The organism is Massilia brevitalea (assembly GCF_030711405.1).
Taxonomy (GTDB): domain Bacteria; phylum Pseudomonadota; class Gammaproteobacteria; order Burkholderiales; family Burkholderiaceae_D; genus Telluria; species Telluria brevitalea.
Genome location: NZ_JAULSI010000011.1, coordinates 48,316 through 63,803 on the forward strand (window position 1 = coordinate 48,316; position 15,488 = coordinate 63,803).

A 15,488-nucleotide genomic window follows, 5' to 3' on the forward strand; every position below is an offset into this window, starting at 1 on the left:
AGTCCACAAGCACTCGCAGGCTGTATCAGCCCTGCGAACGCGGCTAGGGGACGATCCTAACATGGCGTTTTCACCACAGTTTCTGGAGGGAACGAAGGGATTTTCCGATGGTTAATGACTTGCTAGAAGCAGACCAAAAGAAATGCTGCAGGTGCGACGGGTGCTCCTATGAAGAGCGGTGGGAACGGCTGGGGTGACGTAGGAAGGCGAGGACTTTTGTAAGTGCATACCTACAAAACGAATAGATGTATTTACACACTTCCGAGAGAAAATCTCCTACAAACTCAACGGAGTGAGATGCGCGTTTTTGTAGGGTGGGCACTTGTGCCCACGCGGTGTCATCACATGAATTAACGCGACATAAATTTGGCCGCGTGGTATCCAGCCATAAAGACCGCGTGGGCACGAGTGCCCACCCTACAACGGCAACGGCAACGGCAACGGCACAAACCTTACTTCGCCAGCTCGGCCAGCACCGCCGTGTACATCTGCAAATTCAACAGCAGCTGCTTGAGCGTGATGAACTCGTGCTCGGAGTGTCCGGTGTACACCTTGCCCGGCATCGCCGGCCCGAAACCCACCGCGTTCGGGAACAGGCGCGAGTTGGTGCCGCCGCCGATCGCCACCGGCTTCGGGTCTTTCACACCCGTGAAGTAGGAGAACACGTTCATCAGCACCGGTAACTGCGGCGCATCCTTGCGCAACCAGGGTTCGCCCGTGCGCACCGTGATGTTGGCCAGTTCCACATTGCGGCCCTGCCACTGCGCCAGCGCCGCGTTCACCTCGTTGGTCAGCTGCTCGATGCTCTTGCCTTGCGGGCGGCGCAGATTGATCGAGACCTCGATGCCGTCCTCGCGCCCCTTGATCACGGTCGGCGCCACCGTCATCGGCCCCATGAAGCCGTCGCGGTAGGCAATCGCACCGAACTTCTCGCCGTACAGGCCAGTGCCCACCAGCTCGTTCAGGTAGTTCACCACGCCGCCGGCGACCGTGTTCGGCCAGCTGCGCACGGCCAGTGCGTCGGCCAGCATGGCGATCGCGTTCACGCCGTCCTCCGGTTTCGACGAATGGGCGGACAGGCCGTGGGCCGTCACGTGCAAGTCGTTCCCCTTGCGCTCGAAGACGTAGCGCATGCCTTCCTGCTTCGCGCCGCGCGCCTTGATCTGGGCTTCCAGTGCCGGCGTGGCGTTGGCGACGACGGCGCTGGCGTCTTCCGGAATCTGGCTGCCGAAGAAGCCGCCGGCAAAGGCGGAGACATGGGGCTCGCCATCGGCCGGGGTGGCGGCGCCGGCTTTCGGGATCGTCACCGCGATCGTGCCCGAGGCCTTTTCGGCCACCACCGCCGGATACTCGGCGTCGAGCGTGATGCTGACCTGCGGCGGCTCATGGGTCTTGAGGAAGTCGACCAGCGGCTGCCAGTTCGATTCCTCGCCCATGTACACGTACAGCTCGATGCGCTTCGAGAGTGGCAGCTGCTGGTCCTTCAGCGCCTTCATCGCATACAGCGCGGTGGCGATCGGGCCCTTGTCGTCCTCGGCGCCGCGCGCCAGCAGCTTGCCCGGCTCGCTGGTCTGGTCCAGCACGAACGGCGACTTCTTCCACTTCTTCGGGTCGACCGGCTGCACGTCGCCGTGGGTCACGACGCCGACACGCTCGGTACCCTGCCCCATGCCGACCACCACCACCCAGCCATGGTCGGCGAAGTCGAAACCGAGACGGTCTGCCTCGCTTTTCAGGTAGGCCTTGAAGGCGATGTGCTGCGGGTCGCGGTCGGATGGGATGTTCGGGTCGGCCACCGTGTTGTAGCTGACCAGTTTGCCCAGGGTGTCGACCACCGCCGTGCGGTAGGTGGTGACGGCGTATTTGGCGGCCTTGACGGCGGCGTCGCCGGGAACAACGGCTGTGATTCTATTGTCGGGGTTGGGATGCGTGGTCTCTTGTGGCGCGGCCAGGGCATGCGCCGCGCAGGCCAGCAGCAGGCTGGCGAGTATCGTTTTTTTCATGTGTACCGGTGTCTCCGTGTAATGCGCCATTGCAAAGGCGCAACGAGTCTAGCACAGCACCTTGCGGCGGGATTACCCACAATCCGGTATCGTAACAAGCATTCAATATTATCGAGAGAGCACCATGAGCGACAAGACCGTCACCCGGGTCCACCCCGCCCTGCGCGACGACATCGGCGACCTGATCACCCAGCGCCCTGTCCCCAGCGCCCACCTGGACCAGGTCGATCCCTTCCTGTTCCTGAACCACCACGGTCCGCAGACCTACCCGCCGCACAACCGCGGCCTGCCCTTCGGCCCGCACCCGCACCGCGGCTTCGAGACCGTCACTTTCATCCTGGAGGGCATGCTGACCCACAAGGACAGCGCCGGCCACGAAAGCATCATCCGCGCCGGCGGCGTGCAGTGGATGACGGCCGGCAGCGGCCTGATCCACGCCGAGATTTCGCCGCGCGAATTCCTGGACACCGGCGGCCCGCTGGAAATCCTGCAGCTGTGGGTGAACCTGCCGCCGCACCTGAAGATGACCCAGCCGGCCTACACCGGCCTGCAGCAGGACCAGATTCCGTCGCTGTCCCTCGACGGCGGCAAGATCACCATGAACCTGATTGCTGGCGAGTGGGAAGGCACGGCCGGCCCGGTGGAGTCGCTGACCGGCGTCTTCATGAGCACGATCGAACTGCGCCCCGGCGCCAGCCTGCGCATCGGCGACCTGGCGCGCCGCAGCGTCTTCCTGTACGTGGTGCGCGGCGCTGCGCAGGTGGGCAACTACGAAGACCGCGTCGGCGCCTTCCATCTAGTGGAGCTGAGCCACGATGGCGACGACATCCTGCTGTCGTCGTCCGAAGGCGCGCTGGTGCTGTTCGGCCACGCCGAGCCGATTGGCGCGCCGGTAGTGTCGCACGGGCCGTTCGTGATGAATTCGCGCACCGAGATCGAGCAGGCGATCCGCGATTACCAGGCGGGCAAGTTCGGGGCGCCGATGTAAAGCCGATGTGACAGCGACGCAGCGCAGCCGTGGCGCTGCGTTTGCGCGCGCTGCGCTAGAGTGAACGGGTCCATATCTTTTGCGAGACCCGAGCATGCAAGCCGTTCCCGTTCCCCTGGTGGCCACCACGCGTGGCTACCCTTCCACCGGCTACACGATTGAAAACGTGCACGCCGGTTCGGTGGCCGTCGTCGACGCCTCCGGCCGCCTGATCGCCTGGGCCGGCGACCCGCACTACCAGACCTTTACCCGTTCCGCCCTGAAGCCTTTCCAGGCCCTGCCCTTCCTGCTGTCCGACGGCCCGGGCAAGTTCGGCCTGGCGCCGGAAGAGTTGGCGCTGCTGTGCGCCAGCCACTCCGGTGAGGAAAAACACCTGGCCGGCGTGCGCTCCATCCTCGGCAAGATCGATGTCGGCGCCGAGCACCTCGAATGCGGCTGCGGTGTGCCCCTGTATTACGATTTCGTCAACCTGCCGGCGCCGATCGACCGCCAGTGGACGCCGGTGCACCACAACTGCTCGGGCAAGCACAGCGGCTTCCTGGGCTGGTGCCGCCTGCACGGTGCGCCGACCGCGAACTACGTCGACCCGGATCATCCGCTGCAGCGGGCGATCCGCGCCACGCTGGCCGATGCCGTCGACCTGCCGGAGTCCGCCATGCCGGCCGGGATCGACGGCTGCTCGGCGCCGAACTATGCGCTGCCACTGTCGAAACTGGCCCACCTGTATGCGCGCCTGGGCCAGGGGGCTGCCGATCCACGCCTGGGCGGCGCCCTCGGCCCGCTGTTCGACGCCATGACCGGCCACCCCGACATGGTCTCGGGCACCGAGCGCAGCGACCTGGTGATCATGACCGCCGGCGGCGGCGACTGGGTAGCCAAGGTCGGCGCCGACGCGGTGCAGGCGGTCGGCATCCGCTCGGCCGGCATCGGCATCGCCATCAAGATCGCGGACGGGAACAACCGCGGCATGCACACGGTCACCTACAACGTGCTCGACCAGCTCGGCCTGCTCGACGATGCCAAACGCACCGTGCTCGAACGCTTCCGCCGCCCGGAGATCCACAACGCGCGCGGCACGCTGGCGGGCGACATACGGACGCTGTTCACGCTGCAGCGGGCGTGATGGGCTGAGGCGTGTCCCGTACGGTGGGCACTCCGTGCCCACGCGGAAGACGCCGCCATGTTGGCGTTGTTCGGGACGCACGACCCGGCCATTGTTGGCGCGTCCAAATGATCATCCCGAGACGTTTCGACGCTTACACGATACGGCGCGAGCCCAGGCCCTCACCATGCCCCGTTCCGCGTGGGCACGGAGTGCCCACCATACGGTCACCGCCAACACCATCGCAGCATCGCGATATCACCGCCAACATCATCACAGCATCGCGATCATTCAATCATCCGCCTGATCATCCCCGCCAGCGGCGCCAGCACCGCATCATCCTGCCAGTACGCGCTGTGCGACAGCGGATTCCAGCTCTTGAGCATCCAGTTCACCGCGCCCTCCCCCGCATTGATCGCGCGGTCTTCCACCAGCCCGCGGTACTCCTCCGACAGCGGCTGCAGCGGCCAACCCAGCACATCGTCGGGATCGTACAGGTTCAGCCAGCGGAAAATCGGCGTCGGCGGCGCGATCGGCTTGATGTGCATGTTGCGGTGCGCCGCAACGAAGATCGGGATATTGCAGCCGGTGGTCAGCATCCCGCTACAGGTGCCGCCCGCCAGGTAATGCTTCTCTCGCTCGCTCAGCACCCGGCCCATCGCCGTGCGCGCCCAGCCATCGATGTCGCGCCACACGCCCGCCTCCACGCGCCCGCCGGCCCGCGCCTTCTGGGCGTCGTACAGGTAGCTCGACAACACCTGGCAGCCCAGCGAATGCGCCAGGAACACCACCGGCATCGCATGGTTCGCCGTGCAGGCGCCGAGCAGGTTGCGTGCGATCTTGCCCTGGGCCAGTTCGTACACCGAACCCGGGATCTCCTTGCGGTTTTCCAGCCCGGCGGCGTCGGCAAAGCCGAACAATAGAAACCTGCGCAGATCGTCGTAGTGCACCTTGCTCTGGGTGTCGACCCGGTCCCACACCATCTGCTCGTTCTTTTGCAGGATGCCCTGGTAATACACCGAATAGCAGGCGAGTCGCTCGCGCAGGTCCGGTCCCAGGCGCGAACGCATTTGCCCGAACACGCCCGCCGCGTAGTCGCGCGGCGTTTCGCCCATGCCGTGGACGGCGACGAGTGCGACAGTGGGCATGGCGGTCTCCTCCCGAGGGTTAAGAATCGGCTTAGTTATTTAAGCGGATTCCTAACCCCAGCTTATCACTCCACCGCCGCGCACGCTGGCCGCACCAGCGGGTTCGCCTGCCACTCCACCTCCCCGCTTTACTAAAATATGTTGCCCATATTAAAATAGATAGCTACCTACTGAATACACACCTCATCATGTCCCACCTACCGAATCCTGGCCTGTCCCCGGCCGAGGGCTTCTCGATGGCGCTGCACGCCACCGCGCGCGAATGGCGCATCGCCATCGACAAGCGCCTGAAGGACCTGGGCGTCGGCCAGTCCGGCTGGATGACGATTGCCATGATCGCCAAGGCGAAGGAACCGCTGTCGCAGCGCGCCCTCGCCGATTTGCTCGGCATCGAAGGTCCCTCGGTCGTTTCCATGCTCGACCGCCTCGAGCGCGACGGCCTGGTGCGGCGCGAACCGTCGCCGCTCGACCGCCGCGTCAAGCTGGCCCACCTCACCGACGACGGCCGCGCCCTGTACGCCAAGGTAAGGAAAGAAGCCGACGCCTTCCGCTCGGCCATGCTCGACGGCCTGGATCCGGCTACCTTGACCGCCGCCGCCGAGCTGCTGGAAGGCCTGCGCGCGCGGATCGGAGAGCGTCTGTGAGCAGTGCCGCAAGCATGGCAGCCGTACCCGCGCCTCTTTCCGATGTCCCGCTGAACCGCCGCATGATCACCATCTCGATCATGCTCGCCACCATCATCCAGGCGCTGGACGGGACGATTGCCAACGTGGCCCTGCCGCACATGCAGGGTAGCCTGTCGGCTTCCACCGACCAGATCACCTGGGTGCTGACTTCCTTCATCGTGGCCGCTGCGATTGCCACGCCGCTGAACGGCTGGCTGGTCGACCGCTTCGGCTTGAAGAAAGTCTTCCTGGTCTCGGTGGCCGGCTTCACGATCGCCTCGGTGCTGTGCGGCGTGGCCGGTTCGCTGACCCAGATCGTCGCCGCGCGCGTGCTGCAGGGCGTGTTCGGCGCGGCCCTGGTGCCGCTGTCGCAATCGGTCCTGCTCGACATCAACCCGAAGGAAAAGCACGGCTCGGCGATGGCGGTATGGGGCATGGGCGTGATGATCGGCCCCATCCTCGGGCCCACGCTGGGCGGCTGGCTGACCGACAGCTACAACTGGCGCTGGGTGTTCTTCATCAACGTGCCGGTCGGCGCGCTCGCCTTCTACGGCATCTGGCGCTACATCCGCCCGACGCCGGCCGTGCGCCGCGTGAAGTTCGACAGCTTCGGCTTCATCACCCTCAGCCTGGCCATCGGCGCGCTGCAGATGCTGCTCGACCGCGGCGAGCAGAACGACTGGTTCGCGTCCGGCGAAACCTGGCTCGAAGCCGTACTGCTGGCCCTGAGCCTGTCCTACTTCGTCGCCCACACGCTGCTACGCCCGGCCGGCCAGTCCTTCCTCGACTACCGCCTGCTGAAGAACCCGAACTACGTCACCGGCCTGTTCCTGATCTTCATCGTCGGCATGGTGCTGTTCGCCACGCGCGCGCTGATGCCGACCATGCTGCAAGGTCTGATGGGTTATCCGGCGGCGCTGGCCGGCCTGGTGACCGCGCCTTCGGGCCTGGGCACGATGCTGGCGATGCTGGTGGTCGGACGCCTGACCGGCAAGGTCGACTTCCGCCTGCTGCTGGGCGCCGGCTTCGCGATCACCGCCTTCTCGCTGTGGCAGATGACCGGCTACACCCTGGTGCTGTCGCAGTCCGACATCGTCTGGCCCGGCATCATCCAGGGCATCGGCCTGGGCCTGGTGTTCGTGCCGCTGTCGGCGGCCACCTTTGCCACGCTGTCGCCGCAGATGCGCGCCGAAGGCACGGCCCTGTATAGCCTGATCCGGAACATCGGCAGCAGCATCGGCATCGCCCTGGTGCAGACGCTTTTGGTGCGCAATACCGGCACCGTGCATGCGGAGCTGGCGGCGCAGGTCCACAACGCCAATCCGGCGCTGCAGGACCCGGCCAGCGTCTACAACCTGGCGACCGACGCCGGCGCCGCCCTGATCAACAACGAAATCGGGCGCCAAGCCTCGATGATCGCCTACGTCGACGACTACTGGCTGATGATGCTGCTCACCGCCGCCGTGATTCCAATGCTGCTGCTGATCCGTCCACCGAAGCGCGCGGACATGCCGGCCGCCGTCGACCACGCCGCCCTCGATTAACCATGACATTCAAACCAGTGCGACACTTTTCATTGACCTTATTTGCGGGCGCGGCGCTGCTTCTCGCCGGCTGCGTCCATGTGCCGGCCGACCAGGGCACGGCCAAAGGACCCGACTTTGCGCAGGCCCAGCACCTCGACACCATCGTCCTCGCGCGCGACGCCTGGCCGGTCGAACAATGGTGGCGCGACTACCACGATCCGCAGCTCGACAGCCTGATGGACAAGGCGCTCGCCGCCAGCCCGACGCTGGCCGCAGCCCAGGCACGCTTTGCCGTGGCCCGGGCCGTGGTGAAATCCGAGCAGGCCGCCGGCGGCGCCCAGGTGGGCGTGGGCGCGGGACTGAACCGCCAGCGCTACTCGGCGAACGGCCTGTTCCCGGAACCGATCGGCGGCAGCTGGTACACCGACTCGACCCTGCAGGTGCGCGGCAGCTATGACTTCGACTGGTGGGGCAGGCACCGCGCCCAGGTGGCGGCGGCCGTCGGCGAAGCCAACGCGAATGCGGCGGAAGCCGCGCAGGCACGCCAGGCCCTCACGGCGCTGATTGCCCAGTCCTATTTCCGCTTGCAGCTGTTGTGGGCGCGCGACGACAACCTGGCCGCGCTGGCCAAGGTGCAGCGCGGCCTGCTGGCCGACCGCAACGCACGCCTGGCGCATGGCCTGGCGACGGTGGACGCCCAGCGCGGCGTCGAGCTGGAACTGGGCCGCACGCTCGAGCAGAGCGAACTGCTGCGCACCCAGGCCGCACGCGAATGCGAGATCCTGCGCGCACTGGCCGCGGCCGGACCGGACGACTTGAACAATCTGAAACGCCAGCTGCCCCCTGCCCTGCCGGCCGCGCTGCCGCGCACCCTCGGCATCGCGCTGCTGGCGCGGCGCCCGGATCTGCAGGCCGCGCGCTGGCGCGTGGAGGCGGCGCTGGGCCGCGTGCGCGCCAGCGAAGCGGCCTTCTATCCCGACCTGAACCTGGCCGGTTCCCTCGGCCTGAACGCGATCTCGCTCGGCAAGCTGCTGCGCGGCGCCAGCCGTACCATGCTCGGCGGCGCCACGCTGGAACTGCCGCTGTTCGACAGCGGCCGCCTGGAATCCAGCCTCGGCGTGGCGCGCGCCGGGCGCGATGCCCTTCTCGCTGAATACAACGACGCGGTGCTGGCCGCCGTGCGCGACGTGGCCGCCGAAGGCGCGACGCTGCAAGGGATCGGCCGCGAGATCGGCGCCCACGGCATGGCCGAGCAGGCAGCAAGCCGCCTGGCCGCCAGCGCCGAGACGCGTTTGAAGCGCGGCCTGGCCGAGCGTTCCTCGCTACTGCAGGCCCAGCTCGAGACCCTGCGCCAGCGCGACGGCGCCCTGCAATTGCAGGATGCGCGCCTGCAGACCGAAGTGGCGCTGGTGCGCGCGCTCGGCGGCGGCTACCGCGCCGAATCCCTCATCACCACCGCCGCCGCCTCCGCCCCGGCATCGACCCGACAACATTGAACCCGCAGCCATGACTACCGAAACCTCCGTCAATCCAAACAAGCGCAAGGCCGTTTTGCTGGGCATCACCGGCGTGTTTGCCATCGCCGGCATCGCCTACGGTGCCTACTACACGCTGGTGCTGTCGCAGCGCGTCGAAACCGACAACGCCTATGTGGGCGGCAACCTGGTCAACGTCTCGGCACAGGTAGCCGGCAGCGTGGTCGAGATCCGCGCCGACGAAACCCAGCAGGTGCAGGCCGGCGCCGAGATCGTGCGCCTCGATCCGGCCGACGCCGAAGTCGCCCTGGCCCAGGCCGAAGCACGCCTCGGCAGCGCCGTGCGCCAGCAGCGCGAACGCTATTCGAACGTCGACCAATTGCTGGCCGTGGTCGAGCAGCGCAAGGTCGCCTTGGCCACCGCGCAGGACGACCTGGCACGGCGTGCGCCGCTGGCGGCCGAACAGGTGGTGTCGGGCGAAGACGTGGCGCATGCGCGCCGCGCGGTCGAGGATGCGCGCGCTGCGCTGGACGTGGCGCTGAAGCAGGTCTCGGCCGCGCGCGCCGGCCTGTCCGGGGTCGACGCCGCCCACCACCCGAGCGTGCTGGCCGCGAAAGCCGACTACACGCAAGCCTGGCTGGCCACGCGCCGCAATACCATCGTGGCGCCGGTGTCGGGTTATGTCGCCAAGCGCAGCGTGCAGGTTGGCAGCCGCATCGCGCCGGGTGCGCCGCTGCTGTCGGTGGTGCCGCTGGACCAGCTCTGGGTCGACGCCAACTTCAAGGAGTCCGAGCTGCGCGACATCCGCGTCGGCCAGGCGGTGCGCATCGAGGCCGACATGTACGGCAGCGCCGTCACCTACCACGGCAAGGTGATGGGCCTGGCCGCCGGCACCGGCAGCGCCTTCTCGCTGCTGCCGGCGCAGAACGCCAGCGGCAACTGGATCAAGGTGGTGCAGCGGGTGCCGGTGCGCATTTCGCTCGACCCGGCGGAGCTGGCCAGGCATCCGCTGCGCGTGGGCTTGTCGGCCACGGTGGATGTCGACATCAGCAAGAAGGATGGGACGGCGCTGGGGGCGGTGGCTTCCACGCCGGCGCGCTATGCCACCACCGCGCTGGACCAGCCGCTGCAGCAGGCGCAGGTGGCCACCGACGCCATCGTCAGCCGTAATCTGGTGAACTGAGGCGCGTCGTGACGGAACTGCTGCTGCCGCGCTACCTGGACGACATCGCACGCCTCGACCTGGATGCGGTTAGTACGCCGGCGCAGATTCCGCCACGCTTCCTGCTGGCGCGAGAGGGGCGCTACAGCGTCCACTACATCCCCTTCGAGCATGTGAACACGCGGGCGCGGCTGGTCATCGTCGGCATCGCGCCGGGCTTCGTGCAGTGGAAGTATGCGATGCGCGAGGCGCAACGGCAGCTGGCGGCCGGCGCCTCGCACGACGAACTGCTGCGCGCGGCGCGCTTGAGCGGCGCCTTCAGCGGGGCGATCCGGCCCAACTTCGTGGCGCTGCTCGATGCGATCGGCATGCATCGCTGGCTCGGCATCGCCAGCTGCGCAGGCTTGTTCGACGTGGATGCGGACCTGGTGCATATTGGCGCCATCCTGCGCCATCCGGTGTTCGACGGCGACAAGAACTACAGCGGCTCGCCCGGCATGGCCAAGGCGCCTTTCCTGCGCGAGCAGGTGCTGCGCTACTTTGCCGAAGAAGCGGCGGCCTTGCCGGATGCCTTGTACATTCCGATGGGCGCCAGCGTGGCCGAAGGGCTGGCGTGGCTGGCGAGCGAGGGGGTGATCCGGCGCGAGCGCATCTTGCATGGGCTGCCGCATCCGTCGGGGGCGAATGCGGAGCGGGTGGCGTACTTTTTAGGGCGCAAGGAGCGTGGCGCCTTGTCGGGGAAGACGAATGCGGATCAGCTGGATGCTGCGCGAACGAGATTGCTCGATCAAATGGCTAATCTGCTGGCGATCCAGGCAGGGGGCTGATCAGAGTTTACGCGTGGGCACAGGAGCGCCCACCCTACGAGGATGTGAAAAAATCGCCATGGCTGCGTTGCCTCGTCTCGCCGTACGCTCGTACTGTCTTCGACTCGGCGCCTTGCCCTGACAATTTTTCACATCCTCTACGTCACCGCAGCCGCTAACAATTGAATTCGTAGGGTGGGCGCCCCGTGCCCACGCGTTTGCGAACGCATGCAGCATCAGGCGCGCGATGGCAGCTGGCCAAGGAAGCGCTCCTCGGCCAGTCCGCGCAGGCCCGGAAGATAGTCGGCAAAGAACTCGCCGCTACCGGCCGGCACGTACAGCGTCTCCAGGCCAGGACCGCCGAACACTGGCCAGCCCGCGCACGGCGCATCGGCCGCCAGCACACGCTCGACGCTGCCGTCCGGGGCGATGCGCCGCAACTGCCGCGCTCCCTTGCGCACGGTCCACAGGCAGCCATCGGCATCGACCGCCGCCGCGCCCGCGGCTACATCGGCGGCGAATACCCGCGGCCGGGTGATCTCGCCCGAACACGGATGGTAGTCGCAGCACCGGATGCCCGGCACGGAAGCATCGGCGAAGTACAGGGTGCGTCCATTCGGACCGAAGCAGATGCCGGTGGCCGAAACACAGTCTCCCAGCGGCAGCCGTTCCAGCGACAGGTCGTGGTGCAGGCGCCAGAAGCCGCCGCGTGCACCCTCCGCGACACCGGCGGTGCCGAACACGAAGCGGCCCTGGCGGTCGCAGCGTCCATCGCTCGGGCGTGTGCCCGGCGCGATGTCGCACACCGGCGCCAGCAGGCCGGTGTTCAGGTCGAGAAAGGCGAGCCCCGTCGCCAGTCCGAGCAGGAGCCGCTCGCGGCTGGCGGTGAGCGCAAAACAGTACAAGGGTTCGGGCAGGCGCCAGGATCGGTGCTGCCCGCCCTCCGGCGTCCAGGCGCGCAGCTGCATGGCCGCGCCATCGGTGTGGAACAGGCGCCCGCTGCGCTCGCACCAGATCGCGTAGCCGCCCGGCCCCTCCATGGTCTGCTTACTGCTCCACCGAGAATCGGAAGCGCGATTCGGTTTCGTAGACTTCGCCCGGGCGCAGGATGGTGTTCGGGAAGGCCGGCTGGTTCGGCGAATCCGGGAAGTGCTGGGGTTCCAGCGCGAAGCCGCTGCGGTGGCCGTAGGTTTGCCCCTTGCCGGTCAGGGAACCGTCGAGGAAGTTCCCGCTGTAGAACTGCATGCCCGGCTCTTCGGTGAACAGTTCCAGCACGCGGCCCGAGTGTCGATCGATCACACGGGCGGCCCGCGTCAGTGCCTTGCCGCTTGGCTTGTTCAGGGCAAAGCAGTGGTCGTAGCCGCCGCCGTGGCGCAGCTGTTCGTCGTCTTCGGCGATGCGTTCGCCGATGCGGCGGCCGCTGACGAAATCGAAAGGCGTGCCGCCCACCGGCGCCAGCGCGCCGAAGGGAATCAGGTCGGCATCGATCGGGACAAAGGCCCCGGCGTCGAGCAGCAGTTCGTGGTCGAGGATGGAGCCGCCGCCGGCCAGGTTGAAGTAACTGTGCTGGGTCAGGTTGACCGGGGTGGCGCGGTCGGTCGTGGCGTGGAAGCGCACCACGATGTCGTTGTCGTCGGTCAGGCTATAGCGCACGGTGGCGTCGAGGGTGCCGGGGTAGCCCTGCTCGCCGTCGACGCTGCGGTAGCTGAGCACCAGTTCGTCGTTATCGATGCGCGCCTGCCACTGCACGCGGTCGAAGCCGGGCACGCCGCCGTGCAGGTGGTTCTTGCCGTTGTTGACCGGGAGCGTGTATGCCTGGCCGTCGAGCGTGAAGCGGCCGCGCGCGATGCGGTTGCCGTAGCGGCCGATCAGGGCGCCGAAATACGGGCTGTCGCCGAGGTAGGGGGCCAGGGTGTCGAAGCCGAGGGCGACGTCGGCGAAGGTGCCGTTGCGGTCGGGGACGTGGATTTCGGTGATGATGCCGCCGAGGTCGAGGATCTTGACGGTCATGCCGGAGGCGTTGGTCAGGGTGAAGACGCTGACCTGGCCGCCGGTCGGGAGGGTGCCGAAGGGGGCTTGCTGGATGTGCACGGGGATCGAATCCGGTGGTGGTGATGGATCGATCCTAGCATGGAGGGGCGGAGTGATTGCGCAGGTTTGCCGGTGGGAATGCGGGCGCCAGTGCGTAGGGTGGGCACTTGTGCCCACGCGGTCGTACTCACGCGCTCTGCACTGCTTCGCGAAGCGATTCGACCAATCCAATGCTCTACCGCGTGGGCACAAGTGCCCACCCTACGGAAACGGGCAGTGGCGGGGGCCGGAGTTACGCGAACGGTGTAGCGGTGGGTTCGAGAACCCACCCTACCGTTCTGATTCCTTTTCAGGAATCAGAACTCTTCCCATTCGCTGTCGGCGCTGGCCTTGGCGGCCTGTTTGGCGGCTGGCTTGCGTGGGGCGGGGGCAGCTGGCTTGGCCAGCGCAGGACGCGACGGCGCGGCATGCACCACCGGGCGGGCAGCGGCCGCAACCGGCGCGGCTAGCGAAGCGTCGACGCGGAACACGCTCACCGCCTCGGCCAGCTTCGCCGTCTGCTCCTGCATCGAGGCCGACGCGGCAGCGGCCTGCTCCACCAGCGCGGCGTTCTGCTGCGTCACCTGGTCCATCTGGGCCACGGCTTCGTTGATCTGCTCGATGCCGGCGGTCTGCTCGCTGCTGGCGGCGGTGATTTCGCTCATGATGTCGGTCACGCGGCGCACGCTGTCGACGATCTCGCTCATGGTGGCGCCGGCTTCGTTCACCAGCTTGCTGCCGGCGGCCACGGCGTCGGTCGAGTCGCCGATCAGGCCCTTGATCTCTTTCGCGGCGGCGGCCGAGCGCTGGGCCAGGTTGCGCACTTCGGTGGCGACCACCGCAAAGCCCCTGCCCTGCTCGCCGGCGCGCGCCGCTTCCACGGCGGCGTTCAGCGCCAGGATATTCGTCTGGAAGGCGATGCCGTCGATGACGCCGATGATGTCGGCGATCTTGCCGGCCGAGCTGTTGATGCGGTCCATGGTGCCGACCACTTCGCCGATCACCTGGCCGCCGCGCTCGGCCACGTTCGACGCCGCCTCGGCCAGGGTGTTCGCCTGGCGCGCGTTGTCGGCGTTCTGCTTCACGGTCGAGGTGAGTTCTTCCATCGACGACGCCGTCTCTTCCAGCGACGACGCCTGCTGCTCGGTGCGCGACGACAGATCGAGGCTGCCGGCCGCCACTTCGCTCGCTGCGGTGCCGATGGTGTCGGTGCTGGTACGGACCGTGCTCACCGTGCGCACCAGGTTTTCGTTCATGGTCTTCAGCGCCTGCAGCAGCAGGCCGGTCTCGTCGCGCGAAGTGACCTCGATGCGGCTGGTCAGGTCGCCCGCGGCCACCGTGTTCGCCACGTCCAGCGCGCGCGCCAGCGGACGGGTGATCGAGCGCGTGTTCCACCAGGCGATCAGCACGGCCAGGCCAAGCGACACCAGCGCCAGCGCAATCATCAGCATGCGGGTCGAGGATTCGGTGGCGCGTGCCTCCTCGGAGCGCACGGCGGCCAGCTTCTGCTGCAGCACCAGCTGTTCGCCCACGGCGCTCTTCAGGTCACGCAGTGCGGGGCGCAGCACGTCCTTCAGGTAGGCGCGCGCGCCGGCATCGTCGCCGGCGTTGATGCGCTTGATGAGTTCTTCCTGGCCCTGCAGGTACTTCGCGTTACCGGCCAGCATGCGTTCGAGCGCGGCCACCGTGTCGGGCTTGTTCAGGCTCTTGCGCAGGAAGTCGAGGTTTTCCTGGCCGGTCTTGCGCGATGAGGCGATCTCTTCGAGCTGCTTCTGGCGGTCGGCCGGATCATTATCCAGCATCATGTTGCGCAGGGCGACAGCGACGTCGTTCGTTTCCGTCAGCACGGCGTTGGTGGCGTTGGTGTTGGGGATGCTGCGCTCGGCCAGTTCGGCGGTGCCGGCGCTGACGCGCGAGACCATGCTGATGCTGAAGGCCTGGCTGCCCAGCAGCAGCACGCCCACGGTGCCGAAGCCAATGGCCAGGCGCTTTGCGATGTTCATGTTCGAAAGATTCATACGGTATAAAGAATAAGGTCAGGCCGCGTCGGCCACGGAAGCCGCCAGGCCCATGTCGGGGGCGGCCATCAGGCGCTCGATGTCGAGCAGGATCAGCATGCGTTCGCCCACCGTGCCCAGGCCCAGCAGGTGGTCGGCATCGATGCCGCCGCCGATGCTCGGGGCCGGGCGCACCTGGTCCGGCGCCAGCGTGACCACGTCGGAGACGCTGTCGACCACCATGCCGATTACCTGGCGGCCGATGTTCAGGATGATGACCACGGTGAAGCTGTCGTACCCGGCCTGGCCGAGCGAGAATTTGATGCGCATGTCGACGATCGGCACGATCTGGCCGCGCAGGTTGATCACGCCTTTCAAAAAGGCCGGCGCATTCGCGATGCGCGTGACGGCCCCGTAGCCGCGGATTTCCTGCACCGTCAGGATGCTGATGCCGTACTCTTCCTTACCGAGGCGGAAGGACAGCACTTCCAGTTCATTGTTGCTCGATTCGCTCACCAGCACTCCCCTATTCATCGATCACCGCGT

The 15,488-nt window shown here is 67.1% G+C and carries 13 protein-coding genes; 7 read left to right on the top strand and 6 right to left on the bottom strand.

Features of this window, described 5'->3' with window-relative positions; genetic code table 11:
- Positions 1–452: 452 nt before the first annotated feature.
- A complete protein-coding gene (locus tag QWL29_RS08870; RefSeq protein WP_305822527.1) occupies positions 453–2,003 on the bottom strand; it encodes a dipeptidase in 1,551 nt (516 codons plus the stop codon).
- Positions 2,004–2,127: 124 nt separating this feature from the next.
- Between QWL29_RS08870 and QWL29_RS08875 the strand changes: the two genes are divergently transcribed.
- Together QWL29_RS08875 and QWL29_RS08880 are read left to right on the top strand one after the other, a co-directional pair.
- Complete coding sequence (locus QWL29_RS08875) at positions 2,128–2,991, top strand: pirin family protein (protein WP_305822528.1); 864 nt, start codon at positions 2,128–2,130, stop codon at positions 2,989–2,991.
- 94 nt (positions 2,992–3,085) lie between these two features.
- Positions 3,086–4,114, top strand: coding sequence for an asparaginase (locus tag QWL29_RS08880; RefSeq protein ID WP_305822529.1), 1,029 nt, complete (start codon positions 3,086–3,088; stop codon positions 4,112–4,114).
- A 266-nt stretch (positions 4,115–4,380) separates the two neighbouring features.
- On the opposite strand, the gene QWL29_RS08885 is transcribed toward QWL29_RS08880, so the two are convergent.
- Positions 4,381–5,241 carry a hypothetical protein gene (locus QWL29_RS08885; protein WP_305822530.1) on the bottom strand — a complete coding sequence of 287 codons (861 nt, stop codon included), beginning with the start codon at positions 5,239–5,241 and terminating at the stop codon, positions 4,381–4,383.
- A gap of 188 nt (positions 5,242–5,429) precedes the next feature.
- On the opposite strand from QWL29_RS08885, the gene QWL29_RS08890 reads away from it, so the two are divergent.
- From QWL29_RS08890 to QWL29_RS08910, 5 genes are read left to right on the top strand one after another with little or no spacing between them, the layout of a single operon-like run.
- Positions 5,430–5,885: a MarR family winged helix-turn-helix transcriptional regulator gene (locus QWL29_RS08890; RefSeq protein ID WP_305822531.1), complete on the top strand. Its 456-nt coding sequence runs from the start codon at positions 5,430–5,432 to the stop codon at positions 5,883–5,885.
- A gap of 14 nt (positions 5,886–5,899) precedes the next feature.
- Complete coding sequence (locus QWL29_RS08895) at positions 5,900–7,450, top strand: MDR family MFS transporter (protein WP_305822532.1); 1,551 nt, start codon at positions 5,900–5,902, stop codon at positions 7,448–7,450.
- A 32-nt stretch (positions 7,451–7,482) separates the two neighbouring features.
- The gene (locus QWL29_RS08900; RefSeq protein ID WP_305822533.1) at positions 7,483–8,928 is read left to right on the top strand and encodes an efflux transporter outer membrane subunit; all 1,446 of its coding nucleotides are present in this window, start codon (positions 7,483–7,485) and stop codon (positions 8,926–8,928) included.
- Between the two features lie 10 nt (positions 8,929–8,938).
- Entirely contained in the window at positions 8,939–10,090 is a 1,152-nt protein-coding gene (locus QWL29_RS08905) for an HlyD family secretion protein (protein WP_305822534.1), read from the top strand.
- 8 nt (positions 10,091–10,098) lie between these two features.
- Positions 10,099–10,896 carry a hypothetical protein gene (locus QWL29_RS08910; RefSeq protein ID WP_305822535.1) on the top strand — a complete coding sequence of 266 codons (798 nt, stop codon included), beginning with the start codon at positions 10,099–10,101 and terminating at the stop codon, positions 10,894–10,896.
- 215 nt (positions 10,897–11,111) lie between these two features.
- On the opposite strand, the gene QWL29_RS08915 is transcribed toward QWL29_RS08910, so the two are convergent.
- The 4 genes from QWL29_RS08915 to QWL29_RS08930 form a co-directional block, all read right to left on the bottom strand.
- Entirely contained in the window at positions 11,112–11,915 is an 804-nt protein-coding gene (locus tag QWL29_RS08915; protein WP_305822536.1) for an SMP-30/gluconolactonase/LRE family protein, read from the bottom strand.
- A gap of 7 nt (positions 11,916–11,922) precedes the next feature.
- Entirely contained in the window at positions 11,923–12,966 is a 1,044-nt protein-coding gene (locus QWL29_RS08920; protein ID WP_441295505.1) for an aldose epimerase family protein, read from the bottom strand.
- Between the two features lie 296 nt (positions 12,967–13,262).
- Entirely contained in the window at positions 13,263–14,948 is a 1,686-nt protein-coding gene (locus tag QWL29_RS08925; RefSeq protein WP_305822537.1) for a methyl-accepting chemotaxis protein, read from the bottom strand.
- Between the two features lie 33 nt (positions 14,949–14,981).
- On the bottom strand, positions 14,982–15,476 hold the full coding sequence (locus QWL29_RS08930) for a chemotaxis protein CheW (RefSeq protein ID WP_370663683.1): 495 nt from the start codon (positions 15,474–15,476) through the stop codon (positions 14,982–14,984).
- Positions 15,477–15,488: the final 12 nt, after the last annotated feature.

Bases quoted from the DNA above. Each gene is read 5' to 3' on its own strand.
- QWL29_RS08870 (WP_305822527.1), bottom strand. From the start codon at position 2,003: ATGAAAAAAACGATACTCGCCAGCCTGCTGCTGGCCTGCGCGGCGCAT.
- QWL29_RS08875 (WP_305822528.1), top strand. From the start codon at position 2,128: ATGAGCGACAAGACCGTCACCCGGGTCCACCCCGCCCTGCGCGACGAC.
- QWL29_RS08880 (WP_305822529.1), top strand. From the start codon at position 3,086: ATGCAAGCCGTTCCCGTTCCCCTGGTGGCCACCACGCGTGGCTACCCT.
- QWL29_RS08885 (WP_305822530.1), bottom strand. From the start codon at position 5,241: ATGCCCACTGTCGCACTCGTCGCCGTCCACGGCATGGGCGAAACGCCG.
- QWL29_RS08890 (WP_305822531.1), top strand. From the start codon at position 5,430: ATGTCCCACCTACCGAATCCTGGCCTGTCCCCGGCCGAGGGCTTCTCG.
- QWL29_RS08895 (WP_305822532.1), top strand. From the start codon at position 5,900: ATGGCAGCCGTACCCGCGCCTCTTTCCGATGTCCCGCTGAACCGCCGC.
- QWL29_RS08905 (WP_305822534.1), top strand. From the start codon at position 8,939: ATGACTACCGAAACCTCCGTCAATCCAAACAAGCGCAAGGCCGTTTTG.
- QWL29_RS08915 (WP_305822536.1), bottom strand. From the start codon at position 11,915: ATGGAGGGGCCGGGCGGCTACGCGATCTGGTGCGAGCGCAGCGGGCGC.
- QWL29_RS08925 (WP_305822537.1), bottom strand. From the start codon at position 14,948: ATGAACATCGCAAAGCGCCTGGCCATTGGCTTCGGCACCGTGGGCGTG.
- QWL29_RS08930 (WP_370663683.1), bottom strand. From the start codon at position 15,476: ATGAATAGGGGAGTGCTGGTGAGCGAATCGAGCAACAATGAACTGGAA.